Source organism: Fibrobacter sp. UWB15 (genome assembly GCF_900177705.1).
Lineage (GTDB): Bacteria > Fibrobacterota > Fibrobacteria > Fibrobacterales > Fibrobacteraceae > Fibrobacter.
In genome coordinates this window covers 35,853-57,548 of the sequence record NZ_FXBA01000002.1, presented here as the reverse complement: position 1 = coordinate 57,548, position 21,696 = coordinate 35,853, and the positions used below count along the sequence as shown (strand labels likewise).

The 21,696-nt window shown below is 50.6% G+C and carries 21 protein-coding genes; 18 read left to right on the top strand and 3 right to left on the bottom strand.

Annotation, left to right across the window (positions count from 1 at the left end):
• Position 1: 1 nt before the first annotated feature.
• Genes B9Y58_RS04975 through B9Y58_RS04965 form a run of 3 tightly spaced genes read right to left on the bottom strand, consistent with a single transcriptional unit; the run spans position 2 to position 3,364 of the window.
• The gene (locus B9Y58_RS04975) at positions 2-1,372 is read right to left on the bottom strand and encodes a hypothetical protein (RefSeq protein WP_073056833.1); all 1,371 of its coding nucleotides are present in this window, start codon (positions 1,370-1,372) and stop codon (positions 2-4) included.
• Complete coding sequence (locus B9Y58_RS04970; RefSeq protein WP_073056830.1) at positions 1,365-2,654, bottom strand: hypothetical protein; 1,290 nt, start codon at positions 2,652-2,654, stop codon at positions 1,365-1,367. Before B9Y58_RS04970 ends, B9Y58_RS04975 begins: the two co-directional genes overlap by 8 nt.
• Positions 2,651-3,364 (bottom strand): hypothetical protein, encoded by a 714-nt coding sequence (locus B9Y58_RS04965; RefSeq protein WP_143154694.1) that lies wholly within the window; start codon positions 3,362-3,364, stop codon positions 2,651-2,653. The genes B9Y58_RS04970 and B9Y58_RS04965 overlap by 4 nt, the downstream gene beginning before the upstream one ends.
• 28 nt (positions 3,365-3,392) lie before the next feature.
• Between B9Y58_RS04965 and xseB the strand changes: the two genes are divergently transcribed.
• The 18 genes from xseB to B9Y58_RS04880 all read left to right on the top strand — a co-directional run bounded on the left by xseB (position 3,393) and on the right by B9Y58_RS04880 (position 21,695).
• Complete coding sequence (gene xseB, locus B9Y58_RS04960) at positions 3,393-3,611, top strand: exodeoxyribonuclease VII small subunit (protein WP_073056827.1); 219 nt, start codon at positions 3,393-3,395, stop codon at positions 3,609-3,611.
• A gap of 2 nt (positions 3,612-3,613) precedes the next feature.
• A complete protein-coding gene (locus tag B9Y58_RS04955; protein WP_073056825.1) occupies positions 3,614-4,438 on the top strand; it encodes an ATP-binding cassette domain-containing protein in 825 nt (274 codons plus the stop codon).
• Positions 4,435-4,566 carry a hypothetical protein gene (locus B9Y58_RS15030; protein WP_255370614.1) on the top strand — a complete coding sequence of 44 codons (132 nt, stop codon included), beginning with the start codon at positions 4,435-4,437 and terminating at the stop codon, positions 4,564-4,566. Before B9Y58_RS04955 ends, B9Y58_RS15030 begins: the two co-directional genes overlap by 4 nt.
• 38 nt (positions 4,567-4,604) lie before the next feature.
• Positions 4,605-5,741, top strand: coding sequence for a dTDP-glucose 4,6-dehydratase (locus tag B9Y58_RS04950; RefSeq protein ID WP_073056822.1), 1,137 nt, complete (start codon positions 4,605-4,607; stop codon positions 5,739-5,741).
• A gap of 38 nt (positions 5,742-5,779) precedes the next feature.
• Entirely contained in the window at positions 5,780-6,343 is a 564-nt protein-coding gene (gene rfbC / locus B9Y58_RS04945) for a dTDP-4-dehydrorhamnose 3,5-epimerase (RefSeq protein WP_073056819.1), read from the top strand.
• A 21-nt stretch (positions 6,344-6,364) separates the two neighbouring features.
• Complete coding sequence (locus tag B9Y58_RS04940) at positions 6,365-6,811, top strand: low molecular weight protein-tyrosine-phosphatase (RefSeq protein WP_073056816.1); 447 nt, start codon at positions 6,365-6,367, stop codon at positions 6,809-6,811.
• 21 nt (positions 6,812-6,832) lie between these two features.
• Positions 6,833-7,978 (top strand): polysaccharide biosynthesis/export family protein, encoded by a 1,146-nt coding sequence (locus B9Y58_RS04935; RefSeq protein ID WP_073056813.1) that lies wholly within the window; start codon positions 6,833-6,835, stop codon positions 7,976-7,978.
• 16 nt (positions 7,979-7,994) lie between these two features.
• Positions 7,995-9,371: a mannose-1-phosphate guanylyltransferase/mannose-6-phosphate isomerase gene (locus tag B9Y58_RS04930; protein WP_073056811.1), complete on the top strand. Its 1,377-nt coding sequence runs from the start codon at positions 7,995-7,997 to the stop codon at positions 9,369-9,371.
• Between the two features lie 232 nt (positions 9,372-9,603).
• On the top strand, positions 9,604-10,413 hold the full coding sequence (locus B9Y58_RS04925) for an alpha/beta fold hydrolase (protein WP_073056809.1): 810 nt from the start codon (positions 9,604-9,606) through the stop codon (positions 10,411-10,413).
• An 11-nt stretch (positions 10,414-10,424) separates the two neighbouring features.
• Positions 10,425-11,483 carry an acyltransferase family protein gene (locus tag B9Y58_RS04920; RefSeq protein ID WP_073056806.1) on the top strand — a complete coding sequence of 353 codons (1,059 nt, stop codon included), beginning with the start codon at positions 10,425-10,427 and terminating at the stop codon, positions 11,481-11,483.
• A gap of 132 nt (positions 11,484-11,615) precedes the next feature.
• Positions 11,616-12,719: a vWA domain-containing protein gene (locus tag B9Y58_RS04915; RefSeq protein WP_073056805.1), complete on the top strand. Its 1,104-nt coding sequence runs from the start codon at positions 11,616-11,618 to the stop codon at positions 12,717-12,719.
• A 12-nt stretch (positions 12,720-12,731) separates the two neighbouring features.
• Positions 12,732-13,760 carry a vWA domain-containing protein gene (locus tag B9Y58_RS04910; protein WP_073056803.1) on the top strand — a complete coding sequence of 343 codons (1,029 nt, stop codon included), beginning with the start codon at positions 12,732-12,734 and terminating at the stop codon, positions 13,758-13,760.
• Between the two features lie 262 nt (positions 13,761-14,022).
• Positions 14,023-14,706, top strand: coding sequence for a DUF4956 domain-containing protein (locus B9Y58_RS04905; protein ID WP_072800390.1), 684 nt, complete (start codon positions 14,023-14,025; stop codon positions 14,704-14,706).
• A 10-nt stretch (positions 14,707-14,716) separates the two neighbouring features.
• Complete coding sequence (locus B9Y58_RS04900; protein ID WP_073056802.1) at positions 14,717-15,781, top strand: HlyD family secretion protein; 1,065 nt, start codon at positions 14,717-14,719, stop codon at positions 15,779-15,781.
• A 62-nt stretch (positions 15,782-15,843) separates the two neighbouring features.
• Positions 15,844-17,235, top strand: a complete 1,392-nt coding sequence (locus B9Y58_RS04895; RefSeq protein WP_085534822.1) for a TolC family protein — start codon at positions 15,844-15,846, stop codon at positions 17,233-17,235.
• A gap of 1 nt (position 17,236) precedes the next feature.
• Positions 17,237-18,067, top strand: coding sequence for a polyphosphate polymerase domain-containing protein (locus tag B9Y58_RS04890; protein ID WP_073056800.1), 831 nt, complete (start codon positions 17,237-17,239; stop codon positions 18,065-18,067).
• A gap of 31 nt (positions 18,068-18,098) precedes the next feature.
• Positions 18,099-19,820 carry a lamin tail domain-containing protein gene (locus B9Y58_RS04885; protein ID WP_085534777.1) on the top strand — a complete coding sequence of 574 codons (1,722 nt, stop codon included), beginning with the start codon at positions 18,099-18,101 and terminating at the stop codon, positions 19,818-19,820.
• Between the two features lie 81 nt (positions 19,821-19,901).
• A complete protein-coding gene (locus tag B9Y58_RS04880; protein WP_085534776.1) occupies positions 19,902-21,695 on the top strand; it encodes a TolC family protein in 1,794 nt (597 codons plus the stop codon).
• Position 21,696 lies beyond the last annotated feature (1 nt).

The window sequence follows — 21,696 nt, the reverse complement described above, 5'->3', positions numbered from 1 at the left end:
GTTAGAATCCCTCGTATGAATAGGGACCCGAAATCAGTCGGTAGCCGGGTGCTGCTTCGACGGTCCAGTAAACGTTGGGCAAACTATTGTGTGCGTTGTCTTCGCCGACAAAGGAGAGCTTGCATTTGCTAAAGCAATTCTTGAAGAATTTTACAGTGGGCACGCTGTAGTTGAAATCCAAGGTGTCGAAATCCATGATGACTTGCAGCCTGGAAACGTTGATGCCGGAACCGTCATCGTAAATATGGAAAGCGATGGAATCGGAATTGATTACCAGATTGTTCGCGGGAGCCAACTGGGGCGGCGTACTGTCTTTGAAGACGACTGTGTCGGTGGTCAGTACGGTGTAGGCGGGAATGTCTACTTCGAGACTTTCCCTGGCGTATTCCTTGCGGTATTTTTCTTCCAATACTACTTTAAGGCCGAATTGGGGCTTGACTTTTGTGCTCAATGTTCCAACCGGTAAATCGTTGGTAAGAGTCTGCAGGGTGTCGCCATCTTTAGAAATCAGGTAGGCTTTTGTCTGCAGAATAGAAATGCCTCTATAGCGTTCGTAAAGGAAGGGGATTTTTAGCGTCGATGTTTCTTCGAGAATCTTGGTGGAAAAATGGAATATGTCGGTGGAATCGCGGTATTCGCGGCCGCTTTCGCTTTTCACGACTAGTTTTGCGCCCCAGTATAAGGTAAAGGAACTGTCATAAGGGCTGATATCCTGCTGCGCGATGGAATCGTAAGTCTGAATGAGGGAGCCCTTGAGGGTGGCGGGTTCGTTGCAGTTTGTAATACCGAGGGGCATATTCCAAACGGAATCGCGCTTGTAAGACATATAGATAATGCAGCGGGGCTTTTCCCACGGGTCGATTCCGGTGACCTTCCACTGCAGTTTCAATTCTTGATCGCTTTCGGGGCTTGCCTGGTTGTATCCATTAATCGGGGCTTCCAGGGTGATTTCGTTGGGCGTGTTGACGTAGATTTTGAAAGAGGTGCGCAGGGTGTCGCCAAAGAGGTCGACGGTTTTCAAGGAGCCTTCGAATTCTCCAGGATTTAAGAAAGTGTGACGGAAATAATTCAAGTTGTAAGTGGAACTGTCGATTTCCCAAAGGAGCCCGTTGTAGTACTGTTGCAGGGATTCGTCGGTGTAAATGGAGCCGCCTGCGGAGTAGCCAGCAAAGAACTTGATGGTTTGCCCTTGTTCGGCGTAGAATTTTTCAATGGGATCGTAGTAGTTGGCGATGTCGCCACTAAAGCCGTCGGGCCCCACAAAAACGTATTGCTTGAGGGCTATCGGGTCTTTGTCGACAAGATGCTCGTCGCCACACGCCGCTAACGCAAGAATCAACGCTACCAGGGGAATGTACAAAAGCTTAATCACTGAATACCTCCGCTAATGAGGCGTTGGGGCGGAGGTAGAACGTCTTCCAAACCTTATTGTTGCTTTGATCGATGGCTTCAACGAAAATCATCTTGCTGGCCCAGTTTTGGTTTGCAGATTTCTTGTTGAATGGAACGTGCAACGTGTCGTTCAAAAGAGTGAAATTCGGAACGTATTCGCCTTCGAAATAGATGTTGATTTTAGAAGTCGAAATAGGGCCACCATAATCGTAAACGATAAAGTACAAGGTGTCGGAGTAGTCCAAGGTGTCGCTACCGTTTAGGGATTGAATGCGGGGCGGAATTTTGTCTTGAAGGATGATGGAATCTAGTTCGAGAACCTGATCTGCACTTAATTTGAAGCGAATCGTGTCGGGCTTGAAATCGTCGGCGCTGTCTACCGAGACGATTAGGCTGTAAGTGCCTTTATCTAGAGGAGAAATGTTGAAGCTTGCGCCGGGGTTGCCGAAAAGCTGAAGTGAGGTCAGGGGGGCCTGCGAGGAATCCTGGAGGGAGACGTTGTAATTGTAATGTGTTTGGTCCGAATGTATGCCGACGGTTCCGGCAATGGCGTTTTGTCCGGTTTTTCCGTCGGTAAAGAAATAGGTGGAGAGCGATTCCTTTGAACGCTGACCGAACTCGTTATAGGCGCTGACGGTCCAGGTGTATTTCAGCAGGGGAGAAAGTTTTTTGCGGCAGGTGAAATTGGCCTGATTCAGCAAGGTGTCTACAAGGGTGTCTTTTTCGCTGTCCTGCAAGATAAAGCGGAAGGAAACATCCCACAGGGAATCGGGGTCGTCAAAGTTCCAGGCGAAACGGATGGCACTGTCGGGATCGATGTTTTGCGTACCTCTCGCCGGGATGAACTTTTCGGTGTCCATGATGGGTGGCGATGCGACTGTAACGGTCAAGGTGTCGCTGAGGGTGTCTCCGAAAAAGTCAACGAAGATAAAGGCGATTTTGTGGATGCCGGGCTCGTTGATGCTTTTTTTGAAACTGTACTCGCTGGCAAAGTTGGCACCGTCCATGGTCCAGAAGTATTGCCTGTTGCGTATGGACTTGGAGGGCGACACGCTCGTGAGGAATATAAGGGAGTCACCCGGTTGGATGGTGTCTGCTTTGGACTTTTGGCCGTCGCTGTCGAAGGACCGTGTGACGACGGCTGAAACCTCGATTTGTTGAGAGTCCTGGCTGTCGAACAGGTAATCGTCGGAGTTGGTGCAGGCCATGAGGACTGCAAGAATTCCAAGGAGAACCGACGATTTGAATAGGCGCAAAATCATTTGGTCTCCAAGGTGTCGATAACAAAGAATTCCTGTTCGGGAATGGAATCCTTGTCGCCAAGAGAGTCTTCGACTAGAATACGGTAGGTATGCTTGCCTTCGCTAAAACCGGATTGAGATATTTGCTGCAGTTCGCCTACGTTATAGCGGATTCCGTCGATTTCAAGAACGTGGGATAAATGCTTGTCTTCGTTGCGGTCAGAAGACTGCCACGAAAAAAGAATGGGAGTATGAGTGTTGCCGTACAGGGTATCGCCGTTTGCGGGTTTTGTCTTGGTCGAAATCTGTGGCGGGACGTTGATGGTAATCTGGAACGTGATTTTGAGCTGGTTGTTTTCGCTATCTTCGATGACCAGCTTGTCGGGAATGTTCTGCTTGATTTTTTCGCTGGAAGCCATGTCATCGGAGTTAATAGGGTAGACCATCCCCTTGCCGAGAATGTCGTTTCCTTTATACCAAAAATACTTGATGTCGTTTTTGAATTTGTCCGGATTGACTTCGGCGATCAGTTCGGCATCTTCGTCGGAATTGATTTTGAGAGGCTCGCCCTTGGTGTCGTCGAATTGCTTTACGAGGACTTGGACGGAGGTGATTTTGGGAGTGTCTCCTGGAGGTTCGGGGATGTCGAGGCATGCCGAAAAGAGGCCCCCAACCATAAGTGTAAGGCAAAGCTCCAAAACACGCCGCTTGTCCATCTTCATAAAACTCACTCAGTCAAAGATAACTATATTCACTTATATGAGTACCGAAAATTTCGAATATAAAACTGCAATGGAGCGTTTAGAGAGCATCTTGGAGCGAATTGACAATTCCGAGATGGAAATTGACGAATTGGCCGGTGCGGTACAGGAAGCCACTGAACTTTTGCGCAAATGCCGCAAGATTTTGCTTGCCACCGAGAAAAATGTGCAAGAAGCCCTTTCGGGCCTTGACGGCGAAACGGAAACCGAGGCTTAGGAATGGCTCAAGAATCCGTACCTGCAATGGAGGTTTCGGGACTTACGGTGAAGTTCCCGATTCGTGGCGGAGTACTCGGCAAAGTCCAGAACTATTTTACAGCAGTCGAAAACGTCTCTTTTGTACTTGAGTCCGGAAAAATCCTTTCGATTGTGGGGGAGTCGGGTTGCGGTAAGTCGACTCTCGTAAAGTCCCTGGTGGGACTTGTACCTATGGATTCCGGTGAATTCAAACTTTTCGGTGAACCAGTTGTAAAGGGGCGCATTGTCGGAAAAAATCCCGGAGGCGAACGTCGTGTTTCTGACTTGGTGCAGATGATTTTTCAGGACCCGTTCAGTAGCTTGAATCCGCGACAGACCATCGCCGAAATTTTAACGGCGCCGCTGCTTGCACGCGGCGTGAAGGTTACCGATGCGGAGGCGCGTGCAAGAGAACTTTTGGAGCGAGTGTCGTTACCGAAAGAGGCACTCCAAAAGTTCCCCCACGAATTTTCGGGGGGGCAGCGGCAACGACTCTGCATTGCCCGCAGCTTAATGGTCAAACCCAAGATTCTTTTGTGCGACGAAGTCACCAGCGCCTTGGATGTTTCGGTGCAGGCGCAGATTCTGCATTTGCTTAACGACTTGCGTAACGAATTTGGTCTTTCGATTGTATTTATCAGCCACGATATGCAGGTGGTTCGCGCTCTGAGTGACGAGGTCTTGGTCATGTACTTTGGCCACATCGTCGAGCGCGGGAATGCCGACGTGGTGCTTACTAACCCGCAACATGAGTATACCCAGAAACTATTGGCAAGTGTTCCAACAATAAGGAGGGCGCAATTATGACAATTGCAGAAGGATCCAAAAAATTCCATGCCGAAAATCGAGGCAATTGTGCGATGGCGGTTGCCTATGGGTATGCTATTGCAACGGGCAAGTCTGAAGCCGAGGCCCTTGACTTGCTAAATCAATAGCCCATATTACTATATTGTCCCCGAAATCGGAGAAAAATATGAAAAGATCCATCGTTATCACCGGCGGCGCAGGTTTCATTGGTAGCCACGTGGTTCGCCTGTTTGTGAACAAGTACCCGGAATACAAGATTATCAACCTCGATAAGCTGACTTATGCGGGTAACCTTGCGAACCTGAAAGACATCGAAGACAAGCCGAACTACAAGTTCGTGAAGATGGACATTTGTGATTTCGACGCGTTCTACAAACTTATGCAGGACGAGCATGTCGACGGTATCATTCATTTGGCTGCAGAAAGCCACGTGGACCGTTCCATCAAGGATCCGTTTACGTTTGCCAAGACGAATGTCATGGGAACTCTTGCGCTTCTCCAGGCAGCGAAACTCTACTGGGAATCCTTGCCCGAAAAGTACGAAGGCAAGCGTTTCTACCATATTTCGACCGACGAAGTTTATGGCGCCCTCAAGATGAACCACCCCGAAGGCATTACGCCTCCGTTCACGACTACGGCGTCCAGTTCGGAACACCATTTGGCTTACGGTGACGATTTCTTCTACGAAACCACGAAGTACACGCCGCATTCTCCGTATTCTGCTAGTAAGGCCGGTTCCGACCATTTTGTTCGCGCGTTCCACGACACCTACGGCATGCCGACGATTGTCACGAACTGCAGCAACAACTATGGTCCGTACCAGTTCCCCGAAAAGTTGATTCCGCTCTTCATCAACAACATCCGCCACAAGAAGCCGCTCCCGGTTTACGGCAAGGGCGAAAACGTGCGCGACTGGCTTTTTGTAGAAGACCACGCCCGCGCCATCGACGTGATTTTCCACAACGGCAAAATTGCCGAAACCTACAACATCGGTGGCTTCAACGAATGGAAGAACATCGACATTATCAAGGTCGTCATCAAGACTGTTGACAGGCTCCTTGGCCGCGCCGAAGGCGAGGACATGAACCTCATCACCTACGTGACCGACCGCCTGGGCCACGACGCCCGCTACGCCATCGACTCCACCAAGCTCCAGAAAGAACTCGGCTGGGAACCGAGCCTGCAGTTCGAAGAAGGCATCGAGAAGACGGTGCGCTGGTACCTCGACAACCAGGAATGGCTGGACAACATCACCAGCGGCGACTACGAGAAGTATTACGAAAAAATGTACGGGAATAGATAGTAGACAGTAGGAAGTAGGCAGTAGACAGGAAAAAGAAAATGGGAAAGTTTAATTTCATTAAAACCTCCATCGAGGGCGTGACGATTGTCGAGCCGACGGTCTTTGGCGACCATCGAGGCTACTTCATGGAAACCTATAACAAGGCGGAATTCGACGCTGCCGGCCTCAATATGGTTTTCGTGCAGGATAACGAATCCAAGAGCAAGAAGGGCGTACTTCGCGGTCTTCACTTCCAGAAGAAGAACCCGCAGGGCAAACTTGTCCGCGTGATCGAAGGCGAAGTCTTTGACGTGGCTGTGGACTTGCGCAAGGGCAGCCCCACGTTCGGTAAGTGGGAAGGCGTCGTGCTCTCTTCCGAAAACAAGAAGCAGTTCTACATTCCCGAGGGCTTTGCCCACGGTTTCGTGGTGCTTAGCGAAACGGCGACGTTCGTGTACAAGTGCACCCGCCTTTACGATCCGAAGGACGAAGGTGGCCTGATGTGGAATGATCCCGAAATTGGCATTGAATGGCCGGTGGGTAACGGCTTTGAACCGCTGCTTTCTGAAAAGGACACAAAGAACCCCGCTCTTAAGGATTTGGGCTTTGCGTTTGAATTGTAAGAATTTTCTAATTTAAAACCGATGAAACACATTCTCGTTGTATGTACCGGTAATATTTGCCGCAGCCCCACGGGTGAATATTGCCTTAAAAAGGAATTGGGGCCTGATTTTGAAGTCATGAGTGCTGGTCTTGGCGCCTTGGTGGATCATCCGGCGCACGAACTCAGCCAAAAGATTGCTCTTGAACATGGTATCGATATGAGCGCACACCGCGCTCGGCAGATTAATCTGGATATTCTTAAGTGGGCCGACCTCATCCTGGTGATGGAAAATGGCCACAAAATGGATTTGTTGCACCGTTATCCATGGCTCGAAGGCAAGGTTTTCCGTTATGGTGAACCGCAGCGGGTGGATGTTCCCGACCCGTATCGCCGTCCCGAAAACGCTTTCGTGCTGGCGTGGAATTTTATCTCTAAACTGACCCCGTACTGGGTAGAAAAAATCAAACAAAGCGAAGGCCAGGCTTAAACTGGCTAAAAGGGTTAATTTATGAAGAAAATGAGTTTGGGTCTTGGCCTTATTGCCGCAGCTGTTTTGAGCGGTTGCGCTCTCGGACCGCAAATGCAGATGACTCTTCCGGGTGATTCTGCTGAATACAATGGCATGATGGTTCACATCCATGACATTGGCGAAGGCGATCTGGGTAATGGCGTTGCAAGTGCCGACAGTGGCAGCGCTGACAATTTTGGCGACTTGAAGGAACTCATGGTGGATTCCTTGCCTGAACTGGAATACCGTATTGGACCTCTGGACATGGTTCAGGTCGTGGTGTGGGAACATCCGGAACTGACTTCTCCGATGGGTCAGTACCAGCCCGCTGGTCAGAAGGTGACCACCGACGGTAAGCTTTTCTACCCGTATGCCGGTGAACTCCAGGCTGCAGGTCTTACGGCCCAGGAACTCCGCGCCGAAATCACCAAGCGCCTGTCTGACAAGATTTTGAACGATCCGCAGGTCGATGTGCGTGTGACCGGTTACCATAGCCGCAAGATGTCCGTGTCCGGCGCTGTTACAAGACCGGGTTATGTTTCGTTCAATGAAAATCCGATGACCCTTCCCGACGTGATTGCCAGCGTGGGCGGTTTCGCTAAAGAAGCCGATCCGTCCTTGATGCAGCTTCGTCGTGGCGACAAGGTTTATACCATTAATTACCTCAATGCATTCAAGGCGAACTTGCCGCTTGAACGCATTATGGTTCAGCCGGATGACCAGGTCTTTGTTCCGTCCCTCTCTGAAACTCAGAAAGACCAGAAGGCCTACATTATGGGTGAAGTTGGAAGGCCGGGCATTATCAACATTTATAACGGAAAGTTAACTCTTGCCGAAGCCTTGGCTTCTGCCGGCGGTCTGCAGGCTCTGAACGCTACGGCCCGCGGTATTTATGTTATCCGTAATACGTCGGACAAACAGATTGACGTGTTCCAGCTGAATGCGAAGAATGCAATGGCCCTTGCCATGGCTGACCGCTTCCAGTTGAATGCTCGCGATGTCGTCTATGTCGACGCTTCCGAACTCGCTACTTGGAACCGCCTTGTCAGCTTGATCTTCCCGTCTGTTAACATGGTTTACTATGGCGCTTTGGCTGCTCATGAAGTTCATGTGGTCAAGGACGACTATACACCCGATGATAGATAATAAGGTGCGCTGAATTATGATTAACTTGATTCTTTGTGGTGGTTCGGGCACGCGCCTTTGGCCCGTGAGCCGTTCCCTGATGCCCAAACAGTTCGCCCCGCTTTTTGACGGACAGTCCCTGTTCCGCAAGACCGTGGTCACGAACTCCGCTGTTTGCGAATCCCAGTTTATTGTTTCTAACGCCGACCAGTTCTTCTTGGCCAAGGACCAGCTTGAAACGGAAGGCATGACGGGTAGCAAGTTCCTGTTGGAACCCGTGGGCCGTAACACCGCCCCGGCAATCGCCCTTGCCTGCCTTACGATGGCCCCCGAAACGGTCGTTCTCGTGTCTCCGTCTGACCACGTGATCCGCAAGAAGGACGAATACAAGAAGGTGCTTCTCCGCGCCGAAGAACTGGCGAAGGCCGGTAATCTGGTGACGTTCGGCATTACGCCCACCAGCCCCGAGACAGGCTACGGCTATATCGAAGCCGATGGCGAAAACGTAAAGCGCTTTGTGGAAAAGCCCGACCGCGCTACTGCCGAAAAGTACCTGCTGGCAGGGAACTTCTACTGGAACAGCGGTATCTTCTGCTTTACGGCAAAGACATTCCTCGCCGAACTGGGCAAATATTCCCCGGAAATGCTCGCCGCTGCGAAAAAGGCCCTTGCCAATGCGACAGTCGAAGACGGCGAACCCATTCGCATCGACCGCGACGACATGATGGCTATCCCGTCGAATTCCATCGACTATGCCGTCATGGAAAAGTCCAACAAGGTGAAGGTGGTTCCGAGCGATATCGGCTGGAGCGACCTCGGCAGCTTCGACAGCCTTTATGGCGAATACCAGCACGACGCAAACGGCAACAACGTGAACCCGCGCCACATTGCCGTGGACTCCAAGAATTCCCTTGTGATGGGCGGTCAGCGTACCATCGCGACGATCGACCTCGACAAGATGCTCATCGTGGACACCCCGGACGCGCTCCTCGTCGCTCCGCTCAGCAGCAGCCAGAAGGTCAAGAAGGTGGTGGAAGAACTCAAGGAACGCGGCTCTGACCTCATTAACGTGCCGCAGACCGTGAGCCGCCCGTGGGGAACGTACTCCGTGCTGGAATCTACCGAACGTTACAAGATGAAGCGTATCGTAGTGAAGCCGGGTAAGCGCCTCAGCCTGCAAAAGCACCTGCACCGCTCGGAACACTGGGTGGTCGTGAGCGGGACTGCTACGGTAACTGTCGGCAAGAATGTCTTCTACGTGCGTCCGAACGAATCGACTTACATCCCGGTGGGTGAAGTTCACCGCCTGCAGAACGAAGGCAAGCTCCCGCTGGTCATCGTCGAAGTCCAGGTGGGCGAATACACCGGCGAAGACGATATCATCCGCGTCGAAGACGACTTCCACAGAAACTAAATCCATTTCGAAATCCAGAATTCGGGTTTGAACAATAATTACATGTCGGACAAAGTTCCGGCATTTTTTTAACCGTCACAGCCCACTGTCTACTTCTAACTTCCTACTGTCTACTTGTACTTTCGCTTCGCTCAAGTACCAAATGCTAGCCTCGGTCATGTCCAAGCAAGCTTGATCGCGACACTCGACTTACGCATTTGTCTTACTTCCTACTACTTACTATATTTCTAGCATGAGCGAAAATCTTGTACATACGGTGAGTACGGGCTCTTTTGAAATGGATTACGCCCGTATCGGTTCGGGCCCTAAGCCCCTGATTGTGATTCCCGGACTTTCGATTAAGAGCGTCATGAAATCGGCTGCCTCGTTAGAAGGGCCTTACAAGATTTTTAAGGAAAAATACACGCTTTACTTTTTTGACCGCAAAAAAGACGCTAAGCCCGGTTATTCGCTGCCCGAAATGGCCGACGACCAGGTGGCTGCCCTCAAGGCTTTGGGCATTGAAAATGCCGATATCTATGGCGTGTCGCAAGGCGGCATGGTGGCGCAGTATATGGCAATCCGCAATCCCGAAGTCGTGAACAAGCTCGTGCTCGGATCCTCGACATCGAAGGCTGAGCCACGGCAGATTACGACGATTCGGAATTGGGCGCACCTTGCACGGGCCCGAGAAAGAGCAGCCCTTGTAAACAGCTTTATTGACGACTGCTTTAGCGAAAAGTTCGTGACCCGTTACCGCAGGGCTCTGCTTGCGCTGTACAAAGAAATCTCGGACGAAGAACTGGACCGTTTTGCACTTTTTTCGGATGCCTGCGATTATGTGGATACTTACGATGACCTTGGCAAAATCAAGTGTCCGGTGCTTGTGTTGGGGGCTGGCAAAGACCTTGTGACAACGCCTGAAGCGTCTGTCAAATTAGCCGAAAAGCTAAAGGCCGAAGGAGTTCCTTGCGAATTCTATATGTACGAAGATTGCGGCCATGCAGTCTTCGATGAACGGCCCGATTACAAGCAACGCATTTTTGATTTCCTGGAACAGTAATAACGGTATTTATGGAACCTGCGACGCCCACAACTGTTGCAAAGCCGCGCTACGCTTTTGTCGACTTGGCGAAAGGCATTTGCATTATGCTTGTGGTGTGGCACCATGTGGTAAGTACCTGGGGCCTTGAAACATATCCTCTCAAAGAAACGGTTTCTACATTTAGAATGCCTTTGTACTTCTTTTTGTCGGGGCTGTTCTTTAAGGAATATGCGGGATTCTTTGATTTCAGCCGTCGCAAAATCAACAAACTCCTGATACCCTTCGCATTCTTTTTCGTGACTCTTTCGTGCATACTCCCGTTTGTATTGCATTGTCTGCACTTGCGAGGAAATCCCGGTGCTGCCGTTTGGTATTCGTTTGTCTGGAAACAGTCTTTCCCGAATATCCCGGTTTGGTTTTTGCTGAGCCTCTTTTGGACGAACCTGATGTTTTACGGGCTGTACTTGGTCGCAAAAAAAGTCGTCGCCAGAAAGTTCCCGCAGTATGCGACGTCCTCTTTAGTGGTGCTTTCGGTTGCGTTTGGCCTGGTAGGCTTTTTCCTGGGCCGCTACAATATCAAGCTTCCGTTGTTCTGGGCGTCTTCGATGGCGTCGATTCCGTATTTTTGCGCGGGGCACGTCGCCTACCGCTATACTAAACTTCTGACCCCGAATCGACTGGACCGTTGGAATATTCCTTTTGCCTTTTTGTGCTTTGGCTTGGTTGTTGCGCTTGCGTGGAATGCCCCTCCTGATTCGGTGAGTTACGTGAGCAACCGCTATTGGTTCCCGATTTGGAACGTTTACCTGTGCGGCATCTTAGGGACGCTTGCGGTGCTGTTCTTTTCGAAGGCGATAAAGAAATTACCACTGGTGTCTTATTTTGGAAGGTTTTCTATCATGGTGCTTGTGACTCACGGATGGGTTCAGTGGGGAATTATTAAAATTTTGCAGGAAAACCATGTGCATTGGCCGCGGCCTGTAGCACTTGCCTTTGTTTTTGTGGTGACCATGCTGCTGTATTTGGGCATTATTCCGTTCATGAAGCGCTTCTTGCCCCATGTGACCGCGCAGAAAGATGTGTTTTGATGTGGAATGTGAGATGTGGAATGTGTAGTGTGGAATGAGGAATGCTGCGTTCTGCCGACTGTACTTTTCCCGCCACAATTTTGTATATTCTTCTGCGAAAAGATTTGATTTTTGCGATTTTTCGGAGATTTTATGGATATTGGTGCGTTACATTTTCAGAATCCCGAGGCCTTTTGGCTCCTACTTTTGGTTCCTGTTTTAGTCGGTTGGTATATCTATCGCGAACACCGCCGCAAGAGTACTATCAAATTTCCGGCCCTTTCGATTGCTAAGCGCGCGGTTCCGAGCCGTCGCGTTAAATTTCGCCATATTGTGCCGATTTTGCGCATGGCCGCCCTCGTGTGCTTTGTGGTTGCACTTGCCCGCCCGCAGAACGCCATGGAAGTGGAATACACCTCTACTGATGGCGTCGACATTATGCTTGCGCTCGACATTTCGGGGTCCATGGGCACGCTTGACATGCTTACCCGCATGGAGCAGGCTAAACTCGGCGTGATGAATGCGGAACGCATTCTTAAGTCGGGCGATTACTGGAAGTATAGCCGTCTGGGTTATGCCCAACAGGTGATTGCGGACTTTATCCAGAAGCGTCACAGCGACCGAATAGGTCTTTCCGCTTTCGGAGCACGCTCGATTACGCAATGCCCCTTGACGCTCGATTATGGCTCCTTGCTCGAAATTTTGAAGGCAACGGATGACCTTGCTCGCGATAGCATTATGAATAGCCGTACGGCAATCGGTGATGGCCTGATGAATGCTTTGGCCCGTCTGCAAAAGTCCGAAGCCAAGTCCAAGGTGGTGGTGCTTTTGACCGATGGTCGCGACAATGCTAGCGTGGTGCCGCCTATGCGTGCCGCCGATGTGGCCCAGTCGCTGGGTGTTAAAGTCTATACGGTGGGCGTTGGTAAAAAGAGTGGTAAGATTCTTGCATTCCAGCAGAACCCCTGGACCGGTGATATCTCTTGGGGCGAACGTGACATTACGCCCGAAGAGGGCATTGACGAAGGCGTGCTCAGGTCTGTGGCTCAAAAGACGGGCGGCCGCTTCTACCGTGCCGAAAACAAGGAAGAATTGGAAAAGATTTACTCCGAAATCGATGAACTCGAAAAGACCGAAATTGAAACGGTGGCTTATGCCCGCTATGCCGAAAAGTTCTACCCCTGGCTTTTAGTGGGTGCCTTGTTGATTTTGCTTGAACTGTTGCTTGCGAATACGCGCTTTGTGCGCATCCCGTAATGGAGGCTTTAGATGCGATTTGCTGAACCGATGTTCTTGTGGGGCCTTTTAACGCTCCCGTTGTTTGCGCTTCTTTTTGTGTATGCATACCACCGTCGCAAAAAGCTTGCCGCACGCTTTGTTTCGCTTTCGATGTTGCCAAAGCTTTCGACTTCGGTGTCGCCCTGGCGTAGGCTTGCGAAGGTGACCATTTTGTTGTTTGCGATAGCCTTCTTGTTTGTGGCTCTTGCACGCCCGCAGTGGGGCCGTAAAATGGAACATATCGAACGCCGCGGCCTCGATTTGGTGCTGCTGCAGGACATTTCACTTTCGATGCTTGCCGAAGACATCAAGCCGAATCGCTTGACCCGTAGCCGTCATGAAATTTCGGCGTTCTTGGAATCGCTTTCGGGTGACCGTGTGGGGCTTGTGGCGTTCTCGGGCGAAGCCCAGGTGATGGTGCCTCTGACTCTTGATTACGGCACCGTACAGATGATGCTCAAGGAACTGACTCCAGGCTGGCTCATGCCGGGTACGAACCTCGAAAAGGCGATTCGCAAGGGAATGGATCTTTACAGGAATTCAGGAAGTGCAGGCCAGTACTCCGTGATGATTTTGATGAGCGATGGCGAAGAACTTGAAGCCGCTGCCGTGAATGCTGCTAAAGAAGCTGCTGAAATGGGAATCCGCATTTACACGATCGGTATCGGCTCTCGCGAAGGTGTGCCTATTCCGGTGCATTCTAAAAACGGTGAAGTCGCTTACAAGAAAGACATGCAGGGAAACATTGTGACGACGCGTCTCGAAGACGGAACCTTGCAAGAAATCGCAAGCGTCACCGGCGGTCTTTACTTCTATGCAAGCCCCGGTGAATTCCAATTGCAAAAGGTGCTCTCTGAAATTGCAAACCTCGAGAAAAAGGAGCAGGCCTCTGATCGTATGGAAAATTATCAGGACCGCTACCAGATATTCTTGGGCCTTGCTGCACTCCTTTTCTTGATCGAAGCTTTGGTGTCCGAAAGGGGCCGTCGCCGTCGCGCTGGAGCGGGTCGATTTAACTAAAAAAAGTAAATTTTTTTTACTGTGATTTGCACGCTATTTGCACGCTAGTTTTGAAATGCAAATTTCTTTTTAGGTGTTATTTTTGGCCTTTTTTGCTATTATTCTAACTGGTGTGGTAAAATAGGGTGAATTCGTCCCGAATCGCCTCATTTTTTAGGAACGTTTGGTTTTTGTTCATCCATTTTTACACAGAAATTCACTATTTTGCGAGTGATTAAAGTAAATTTTGGCTGAAAGATAAAAAGTAAACCACGGAGTCCTTATGCTCGACCTATTAGCCGTCCAATCCGGCACCGCCAACGCCACTCTCATTACGTTGGCGTACACCTTGATTCTCACATTTATCCTTTCTTCGGTGATTGCCTGGACCTACGAAAAAACCTTCCTTGGTTTGTCGTATTCGAGAAATTTTGTGCAGGCCATTGTGCTTAGTGCCGTTGTCGCTGCCACTGTGATGCAGGCTATCGGTGATAACGTGGGTCGCGGTCTTGGTATGATGGGCGCTCTTTCCGTGGTTCGCTTTAGAACATCTTTTAAGGACCCGCGTGACATTATGTTCGTGTTCGCATCGCTCGGCGCCGGTATCGGTTGCGGTGTGTACGCCTGGGGTGCTGCCGTGGGTGGCACGATTGCCTTTAGCGCGGTTGCTTTCCTCCTTTCCCGTACTGGTCTTGGTACCAAGCATTTCTTTGACGGTATGCTCCGTTTTGCGCTCCCCAACGAAGCCAAGGTCCGTGGTCAGATCGAAGACATCATGAAGTCTAGTCTCAAGACGTTCATCTTGATTACGATGCGTGAAGTTGACGGCGGTGCTCGCCTTGACGTTGCTTACCAGATTCGCCTGCGTGCCACTCATCCGGCTGCAGAAATCCTGAGCGAACTCTCTAAAATCGAAGGCATCTCGGACGTGCAGTTCATGATGCAAGACGCCACGACGGAAATGTAAGGGAGACGGTATGAACAAGCTTAGCGATATGCTCGAAAATTTTTGGAATACGCACAAGAGTAACGCCGGTGTTGCCTACGTTTACGGTCACAAGCTTTCTATTGCCTGGGTTCTTTGCGTAATCATTGCCATTATTCTTGGGTTCATGTATCAGGGCAAGATTGCGACCTTCCAGGGTATTGCAGAAGCTGCCGAAACGACCATTAGCGTGCCGAGTCCCACCGAAGTGGTCAAGGTACATGTGATGCCGGGGCAGGCAATCAATGTGGGCGATACCATCGTGGAACTCAACCGCCCGGACCTCACGCTCCGTATAGCCGAAGTGACTCGTGAACTGGATGCTAGTGAAGGCCGTAGCAACCTCTCTGCCGCCGACATCGACCAGAAGGTCGCTGCAGTCAAGGCAGACCTTGCCACGAAGACTCTTACCTTGAAGTCTGAAATCAACAGACTTGAAAGCGAATACAAGAAGAACAAGGAAATCGCATCCAAGCTCAAGAGCCTCAAGAATTCTAATTCTGAAGCCGATGGCAACGACGCCATGGCTATGCAGATCAAGGGACTCAAGAACGAACTTGCCGTTGCAAATGCTAATGCCAACGAACAAATCAAACTTCTGCGCAGCAGCAATCGCTTGCAGAAAGATGCCGGCAAGAGCGAAGTCGAAAACCTGAAAAAGGAACTCGAAGAACTTCAGAAACAGCAGGAAGAACTTATCCAGATTGCCAAGGAAAGCTGGGTCGTGGGTTCCGTGAATGTTCATGACGGCGAAAAAGTGTCTAGTTTCGCTCCGATTGTCACCCTCACTCACAAGTCTCCGACATTGGTTCGTGGCTACATCCACGAAAGAATGTACCAGCGCATGGATATTGGCGAAACCGTCAAGGTGAAGTCGCTCGGCGCTACGGGTAAGCCGGTGAAGGGCAAGGTGGTTGGCCTTTCCAGCCGCATTGTGGAATTCCCGATGCGTATGTGGAAGATGCCTGAAATGCCGATTCACGGCCGCGAAGTTATTATCACAATCCCTGCTGAAAATTCGTTCCTCTTGGGAGAAATGGTCACTATTTCGGAGTAAGTTCCATTAACGTCATTGCGAGCACCTATTGAGTGCGATGCAATCCAATGGATGAAATTTTTATGAATCGTTTTGCTTTTATTTCTTTGCTTGTCGCTACCCCTTTGATTGCGGCTCCGCTTACTTGGGAAACCTTGATTCAGTCTGCTGACCAGGATGTGCGTTATCAGGCTTCTCAAAAGCGTGCAAACATTGCGACCTCCCGCAACACCAAGTTGTGGGAAAAGCTTGAACTCCGTTACAAGCTTGATGGTTTTAGTTTTGCCCAGCATGATTTCGAACTTCGCTTGACGCCGAAGCCTTTTGGCGAAGGTTCTGCCGACCGAGCTCATTACGAAGCCCAGATGGCGTACGCAAACGCTCAGCTGGCCGAAGACCGTGGCATTCTCCTGTACGACCGTTACGAACGCGGTATCCATTACCTGATGCGCAAGCGAATCAATGCGTTGAACCAGGAACTTTACCAGATTAACGCCGACCGTATCGAAGTGCTGCACCTCAAGTCGGGTTCCCCCAATTTCAATCCGCAAGACTTGATGTCTGCTCTTGAAAAGGAAGCCTCGATTCGCGCAGCCCTCATTAGCGATTCCAATTCGCTCCAGAATTCCGAAAGAAAGTTGCGTGTTTGGATTCCGGATTTCGAAAGCGTTGAACTGGATTCTTCTTGGCTTCCGAAAATGGAAGATATTCAAGCCTGGTTGAATGACGGCGTCGAAGTGAACGATCAGTTCCCGCAGGTTGCAATGGCGAAGGGCAAGATGGATTCCGAAAAGGCCCGTGCCAAGCAGGATTTGGCAAGCCGTCACGATTATATTTCGCACATCGGTATCGGTTACTCCATGAAAATCCAGTCCTTGATGAAAAAGTATAAGGACATGGGTTACGACGATTTGTGCAATACGAATAGCGAATATTACAGCGAAGACGATTGTACCAAGTGGAAGGACAACGCTTATAATGAAGAAACCGTCCGCTATGACAACACCTATTCTATCCAGAGACTCGTAGACGACAAGGATAATCGTCGTACTCGCGATAAGTTCTACGCAACGCTTGCCATTAAGCTCCCGTTCTTCGATAGCAACAAGGATAACAGCCTGCGCAACCAGGTGGCTGACCTCGATGCCGAAGGCGACTATATGCAAAAGTCTCGCGACGTGAGCGTGAAGGTGAATCGCCTTGCTGAACAAATTAATGGTTTCCTTGCCCAGTGGAAGGTCCAGAAGGATTTTGCCGACAAGGTAAAGGCTGGCAACATCTTTGAACAGTTTGCCAAAGACGCCGGATCTGACCCGCTGCTCTTGCTGCGTGCCCGCGAATCCGCGGTTGAAAGCGAACTGAATGCAGCCAAGCTCGAAACCGACATTTACGACCTTTATCTTGAACTGTTGCAGTATGCAGGCCAGCTTTCTAAGGAAGGCGTGCAGAACCATTTAGTCGGGGGACTTAAGTAGTATGGCCGAAGCCCGCGGATTCAGTCTTCTCGAAAGGTTCGAACTCAAGTACCACATTCCTGTGGAATGGGCGGACCGTATCGGTGCATTCCTTGCTCCGTACTGCGAAGAAGACTACTACTCTAAAATTACGCCGGGCGGATTCTACTGGATTACGAACCTCTATTTGGATTCGCCTAGCTGGACGTTCCTCGGCTGGAAAAAGAAACAGTTGCTGGATCGCTTCAATATGCGCATTCGCACTTACGGTGAACACCCGGCTCAAGACGGAACATTCCATTTTGAATGCAAGCGCAAAATCAAGAACATTTGCTACAAGAGCCGTGGAACCATCAAGGGCATTAACCCGGGCGAAGTCTGGCACATGAAACCCGAAGACTGGCCGTGCAAGGGTGAAAAGGACCGCATGTACATCAAGGATTTCTTGTACAAGACGGAACTCTACAATGCACACCCGAGACTCTTGACCCAGTACAAACGCCGTGCCTGGTTCGGACTTCGCGAAGAATATTCCCGCGTGACGATTGATACCGGCATGCGCTTCCGCGAAGAAAACGGTTTTGATTATACAGTTGACCCGCATTACATGCATTCGACAGGTATTCCCAGGTTCTTCCAGCCGGGGTGCGATGCCGTGCTCGAACTCAAGTGCCCGTGTTCCCAGGTGCCCTACTGGATGTTCGATTTGATCAAGTTCCTGAACTTGAAACATGCCGCATTCTCCAAGTTCGGTAACGCCGCTGCCGAATGGAAGCGTGTTTACGAAAATCCGCGCCGATTCAAGACTCCGTACTGGACGAAGCTTGCCGTGGGCGCCGGTGAAAATTATTAAAATAGAAGAAAGTTTTTGCGAGGATACCTCTATGGATATCAAAAAAATTCTTTTGGCTGGTTCGGCAGTAACCGCAATGGTTCTTGCCACCTCTTGCTCCAGTGACAAATCTACGGAACCGGATCCTGTCGATCCGACCGTTTCTTCGTCTTCAGAAGGTGGTGCGAATCCTGACCCGACTTCGTCTGCTGGCGATACTCCTGTGACGGGTTCTTCGAGCAGCGTTAATGGCGATAATCCTCAGCCGGAGCTGTCTTCTGCTACTGAAATTGACGATCCTTCGGTCACCCAAATGGCGATTACCGAAATCATGTATAATGCTGACGATGGTTCCGCATTGGAATGGGTCGAAGTGACAATCCAGAGTGGTCCGGATATCAGCAGTATGCTTGCTTCGGGCATGCGTCTGGACGGAGCTCTTTCTTATACGTTCCCGAACGAAGAACTCAAGAAGGGCGAATACATTGTCGTGACTAACGACAAGGATTTGTTCATGCAGACTTATCCCACTTTCAATGGCCGTCTCTATGGCCCGTGGGATGTTGACCCGAAGACGGGTGCTGTGGCCAAGCTTTCGAACGAAGGCGACGTGATTGACGTGAAACTGACGGGTGAAGGCGACGTGAGCTGCTCTTACAGCATGGAACCGCCTTGGCCGTCTCTTGCCAACGGCAAGGGCCGTACGCTTGTGTACAAGGGCGGCAACGCTGCTCAGGCAACCTCCTGGGGTGCAAGCAAGATTATGAACGGTAATCCGGGTGTGGGCAACGATGAATGGCTCACGACTTCGAATATCCGCTTGAACGAAATCATGCCGACCGGTACGGGTACCGATGCTTGGGTTGAACTTTACAATGCAGGCAGCGCCGATGTCGACGTGACCGGCTGGGTTTTTGAATCCAAGATCCGTAAGGAAAAACTCACGATCAAGGCCGGTACGGTTCCTGCAAAGGGTTACCTTGTCCTGAATGCTGCAACCGATTTTAACGATAGCGAAGGTGCTGCCAAGGAACTGATCGTTAGCGATATCGGTGGTTCTTACTACCTGTATGGCGCTGTCGAAGGTGATGAATCCAGCTTGCTCTTGCCGTCTAGCAAGCTTTCGAGCGGCGTGGTGGATTTGAGCGATGGTTCTACGGCTCAAGGCGCCCTTGTACAGGCTACGCCGGGGGCCGCCAACAGTGCTCTTTATATCGGTTCTTTGGTCATTAGCGAAATTCACTACCATCCGAACGAAGAAGACTTGAACGACGTGGAATTCTTGGAACTCAAGAATTTGTCTGAAACGCCCATTACGCCGTTTGAAAAACTTTCAAACGGAAACAGAGGTTGGAAGGTCGAAGGTATTAATTTTGAATTTGCTTCGACTGACGTGATTCCGGCTGGCGGCATTGTAGTGCTGTTCCCGGATTCCTTGCAGAGTAGTGGTTTGACTGCTGATAAACTGCGTACGCGCTATTCGATCGACGCTGGCGTGGTGATTAGCTTCTATAGCGGTAAGCTTTCTAACCGTGGTGAAACCATTGCCGTCAAGAAACCTTACTTCTACCAGAAAGATGCTTCGAACCCGCTTAATGACCAATGGTACTACGACTGGTCCGATGCTACGCTCTATAGCGATAAGTGGAGCGGCAATGGTGTTGACTACAAGCGCGCTGATGGTTTCGGCTATAGCTTGCAACGTAAGGACTTCACCACGATGGGTTATGAAGCTGCCGCTTGGACGGTGGACAAGCCCACTCCTGGTAAGTAAAATTATATAATTGCTTTTATAGTATAAATGCCACCTTTAAAAGGTGGCTTTTTTTGTAAAAAATATATATCTTTACAATGTATGAAAAAGTGTGTGATTTTGGGTATTGCAGCGAGTGCTGCCGTTTTTGCAGCACCCATTTCGCTCTCCGATGCCATTGCGATGGCAAAGGCGAACAATTCGCAGATTAAGGCTGAAAAGGCTAAAGTGGATATGGCTGAGAGTGGACAGTCTGAGGCCCGTTCCCGTTTTATGCCTCAGTTGTCGTTGACCGCCAGCGTTACAAAAATCAACGACCCCATATATATTGACTTGGGTGAAATTCAACAGGGGCTAAGTGGCCTTGCAGGCGGACTTTCGACTGTTGGCCCTGCGGGAGTGTATTCAAAAGCTTATATCGATGCCTACAATAAGGCTCAGGCCGGTTATGAACAGGCGTATGCCGGTGCAAGGGCGCAAGGTCTGAGCGAAGCCCAGGCGAACGCTTTTGCCCAAGAAAAGGTCGGTGGTACGGCTCAAGAAATCGCTCAACAGACGGCAGACAAGTATGCGGCTGACAGCAAGCAACAGCTTGATGCCGCCAAAGCGAAAATCGACGATGCCGATTTCCGCATGAAGGTGCAGGACGACGTGTTCTTTAATGCGCGCTTGACTGCTATTTGGCCGATTTTTACGGGCCTCAAGATTTATTCCGCCTACGATGCCGCCAAAGAAAACGTGAATGCCAAGAAGGCGGCCTTTGACATGGCGCAAAACACAATCCTCATGGATGTGGCTACCAAGTACTTTACGCTTCGCCTGGCCGAAGAATTGACGGTGCTTCGCGAAAGCACCAAGAAGAACTTGGAAGAACACTTGGCCCGCTCCAAGAAACTGGAAGAAGGTGGCCAGATTAGCAAGGCGGAACGCTTGCGCGCCGAAGTGGCTTTGGCTGAGGCTGAAAACGCGCTTGAAGATTCTTACCGCGACCAAACTCTTGCTCGCTTGGCTCTTGCAAGTCTGTTGCATACGGACACGAACATTACGGCTATCACTCCGGTGCTTGCTCCGGAGCAGACCTTGGCCATGGAAGAATTCAAGCAGCTTGCGATGGATAGACACCCGGGTCTGCGTCAGTTGCGCACCGAGCGCAAGCGCAGTCAAGATGCGGTAAGTGCTGCCCGCGCCGATTATTTCCCGACGGTGGCGCTATTCGCCTACAAGGAACTTTATACCCGCGACTTGACGCTCTTGGAACCCGATTGGGCGGTGGGTGCCAAGATGCAGTGGGACTTGTTCAAGGGCGGCGAGACTCGCTCTAAGGTGAGCAACGCGAAGGCTCTCGACCGTTCGCTTTCGAGTATGGAAGAGCAGACCATGGATAACATTGGCCTGCTGGTTGAAAAACGCTGGCGTGAAATGGAGCATGCCAAGAGCCGCTTGGAAAGCCTGAAGAAGACTCGCGAACTTGCCGAAGAAGCGCACCGCAGCCAGACTTTGGCTTACGAAGCGGGCCTTGCCACGGGCTTGGATGTAGTGGATGCAGAACTTGCGCTTTCGCGCTTGCAGGTGGCTGACTTGAAGGCGCATTACGACGCGGTGGTCGCCTGGCTTGGACTTTTGGAAGCAAGTGGAGAAGTGGTGAATGCGGGCGAGATGCTCAAGAACGTAAAGCCTGTGGAAGAAAAAACGGCTGAGGTGTCGAAGCCCGAAGAACCCGTTGCAGAACCTGTAGCCGTACCGGTTGCAAGCGACTCTACCAACGCTGCCGCGAGCCCCTCAACAAACGTCATTGCGAACCCCGAAGGGGTGAAGCAATCTACAGCAGCAGATTCTGCACCGGCAGATAGCGCCAAGGCGCCAGAAACGGCAACGCCTGCTACACCCGCAAACTGAT

Bases quoted from the DNA above. Each gene is read 5' to 3' on its own strand.
- B9Y58_RS04915 (WP_073056805.1), top strand. From the start codon at position 11,616: ATGGATATTGGTGCGTTACATTTTCAGAATCCCGAGGCCTTTTGGCTC.
- B9Y58_RS04930 (WP_073056811.1), top strand. From the start codon at position 7,995: ATGATTAACTTGATTCTTTGTGGTGGTTCGGGCACGCGCCTTTGGCCC.
- B9Y58_RS04890 (WP_073056800.1), top strand. From the start codon at position 17,237: ATGGCCGAAGCCCGCGGATTCAGTCTTCTCGAAAGGTTCGAACTCAAG.
- B9Y58_RS04895 (WP_085534822.1), top strand. From the start codon at position 15,844: ATGAATCGTTTTGCTTTTATTTCTTTGCTTGTCGCTACCCCTTTGATT.
- B9Y58_RS04940 (WP_073056816.1), top strand. From the start codon at position 6,365: ATGAAACACATTCTCGTTGTATGTACCGGTAATATTTGCCGCAGCCCC.
- xseB (WP_073056827.1), top strand. From the start codon at position 3,393: ATGAGTACCGAAAATTTCGAATATAAAACTGCAATGGAGCGTTTAGAG.
- B9Y58_RS04900 (WP_073056802.1), top strand. From the start codon at position 14,717: ATGAACAAGCTTAGCGATATGCTCGAAAATTTTTGGAATACGCACAAG.
- B9Y58_RS04920 (WP_073056806.1), top strand. From the start codon at position 10,425: ATGGAACCTGCGACGCCCACAACTGTTGCAAAGCCGCGCTACGCTTTT.
- B9Y58_RS15030 (WP_255370614.1), top strand. From the start codon at position 4,435: ATGACAATTGCAGAAGGATCCAAAAAATTCCATGCCGAAAATCGAGGC.
- B9Y58_RS04935 (WP_073056813.1), top strand. From the start codon at position 6,833: ATGAAGAAAATGAGTTTGGGTCTTGGCCTTATTGCCGCAGCTGTTTTG.
- rfbC (WP_073056819.1), top strand. From the start codon at position 5,780: ATGGGAAAGTTTAATTTCATTAAAACCTCCATCGAGGGCGTGACGATT.
- B9Y58_RS04955 (WP_073056825.1), top strand. From the start codon at position 3,614: ATGGCTCAAGAATCCGTACCTGCAATGGAGGTTTCGGGACTTACGGTG.
- B9Y58_RS04910 (WP_073056803.1), top strand. From the start codon at position 12,732: ATGCGATTTGCTGAACCGATGTTCTTGTGGGGCCTTTTAACGCTCCCG.
- B9Y58_RS04925 (WP_073056809.1), top strand. From the start codon at position 9,604: ATGAGCGAAAATCTTGTACATACGGTGAGTACGGGCTCTTTTGAAATG.
- B9Y58_RS04880 (WP_085534776.1), top strand. From the start codon at position 19,902: ATGAAAAAGTGTGTGATTTTGGGTATTGCAGCGAGTGCTGCCGTTTTT.
- B9Y58_RS04905 (WP_072800390.1), top strand. From the start codon at position 14,023: ATGCTCGACCTATTAGCCGTCCAATCCGGCACCGCCAACGCCACTCTC.
- B9Y58_RS04950 (WP_073056822.1), top strand. From the start codon at position 4,605: ATGAAAAGATCCATCGTTATCACCGGCGGCGCAGGTTTCATTGGTAGC.
- B9Y58_RS04970 (WP_073056830.1), bottom strand. From the start codon at position 2,654: ATGATTTTGCGCCTATTCAAATCGTCGGTTCTCCTTGGAATTCTTGCA.
- B9Y58_RS04885 (WP_085534777.1), top strand. From the start codon at position 18,099: ATGGATATCAAAAAAATTCTTTTGGCTGGTTCGGCAGTAACCGCAATG.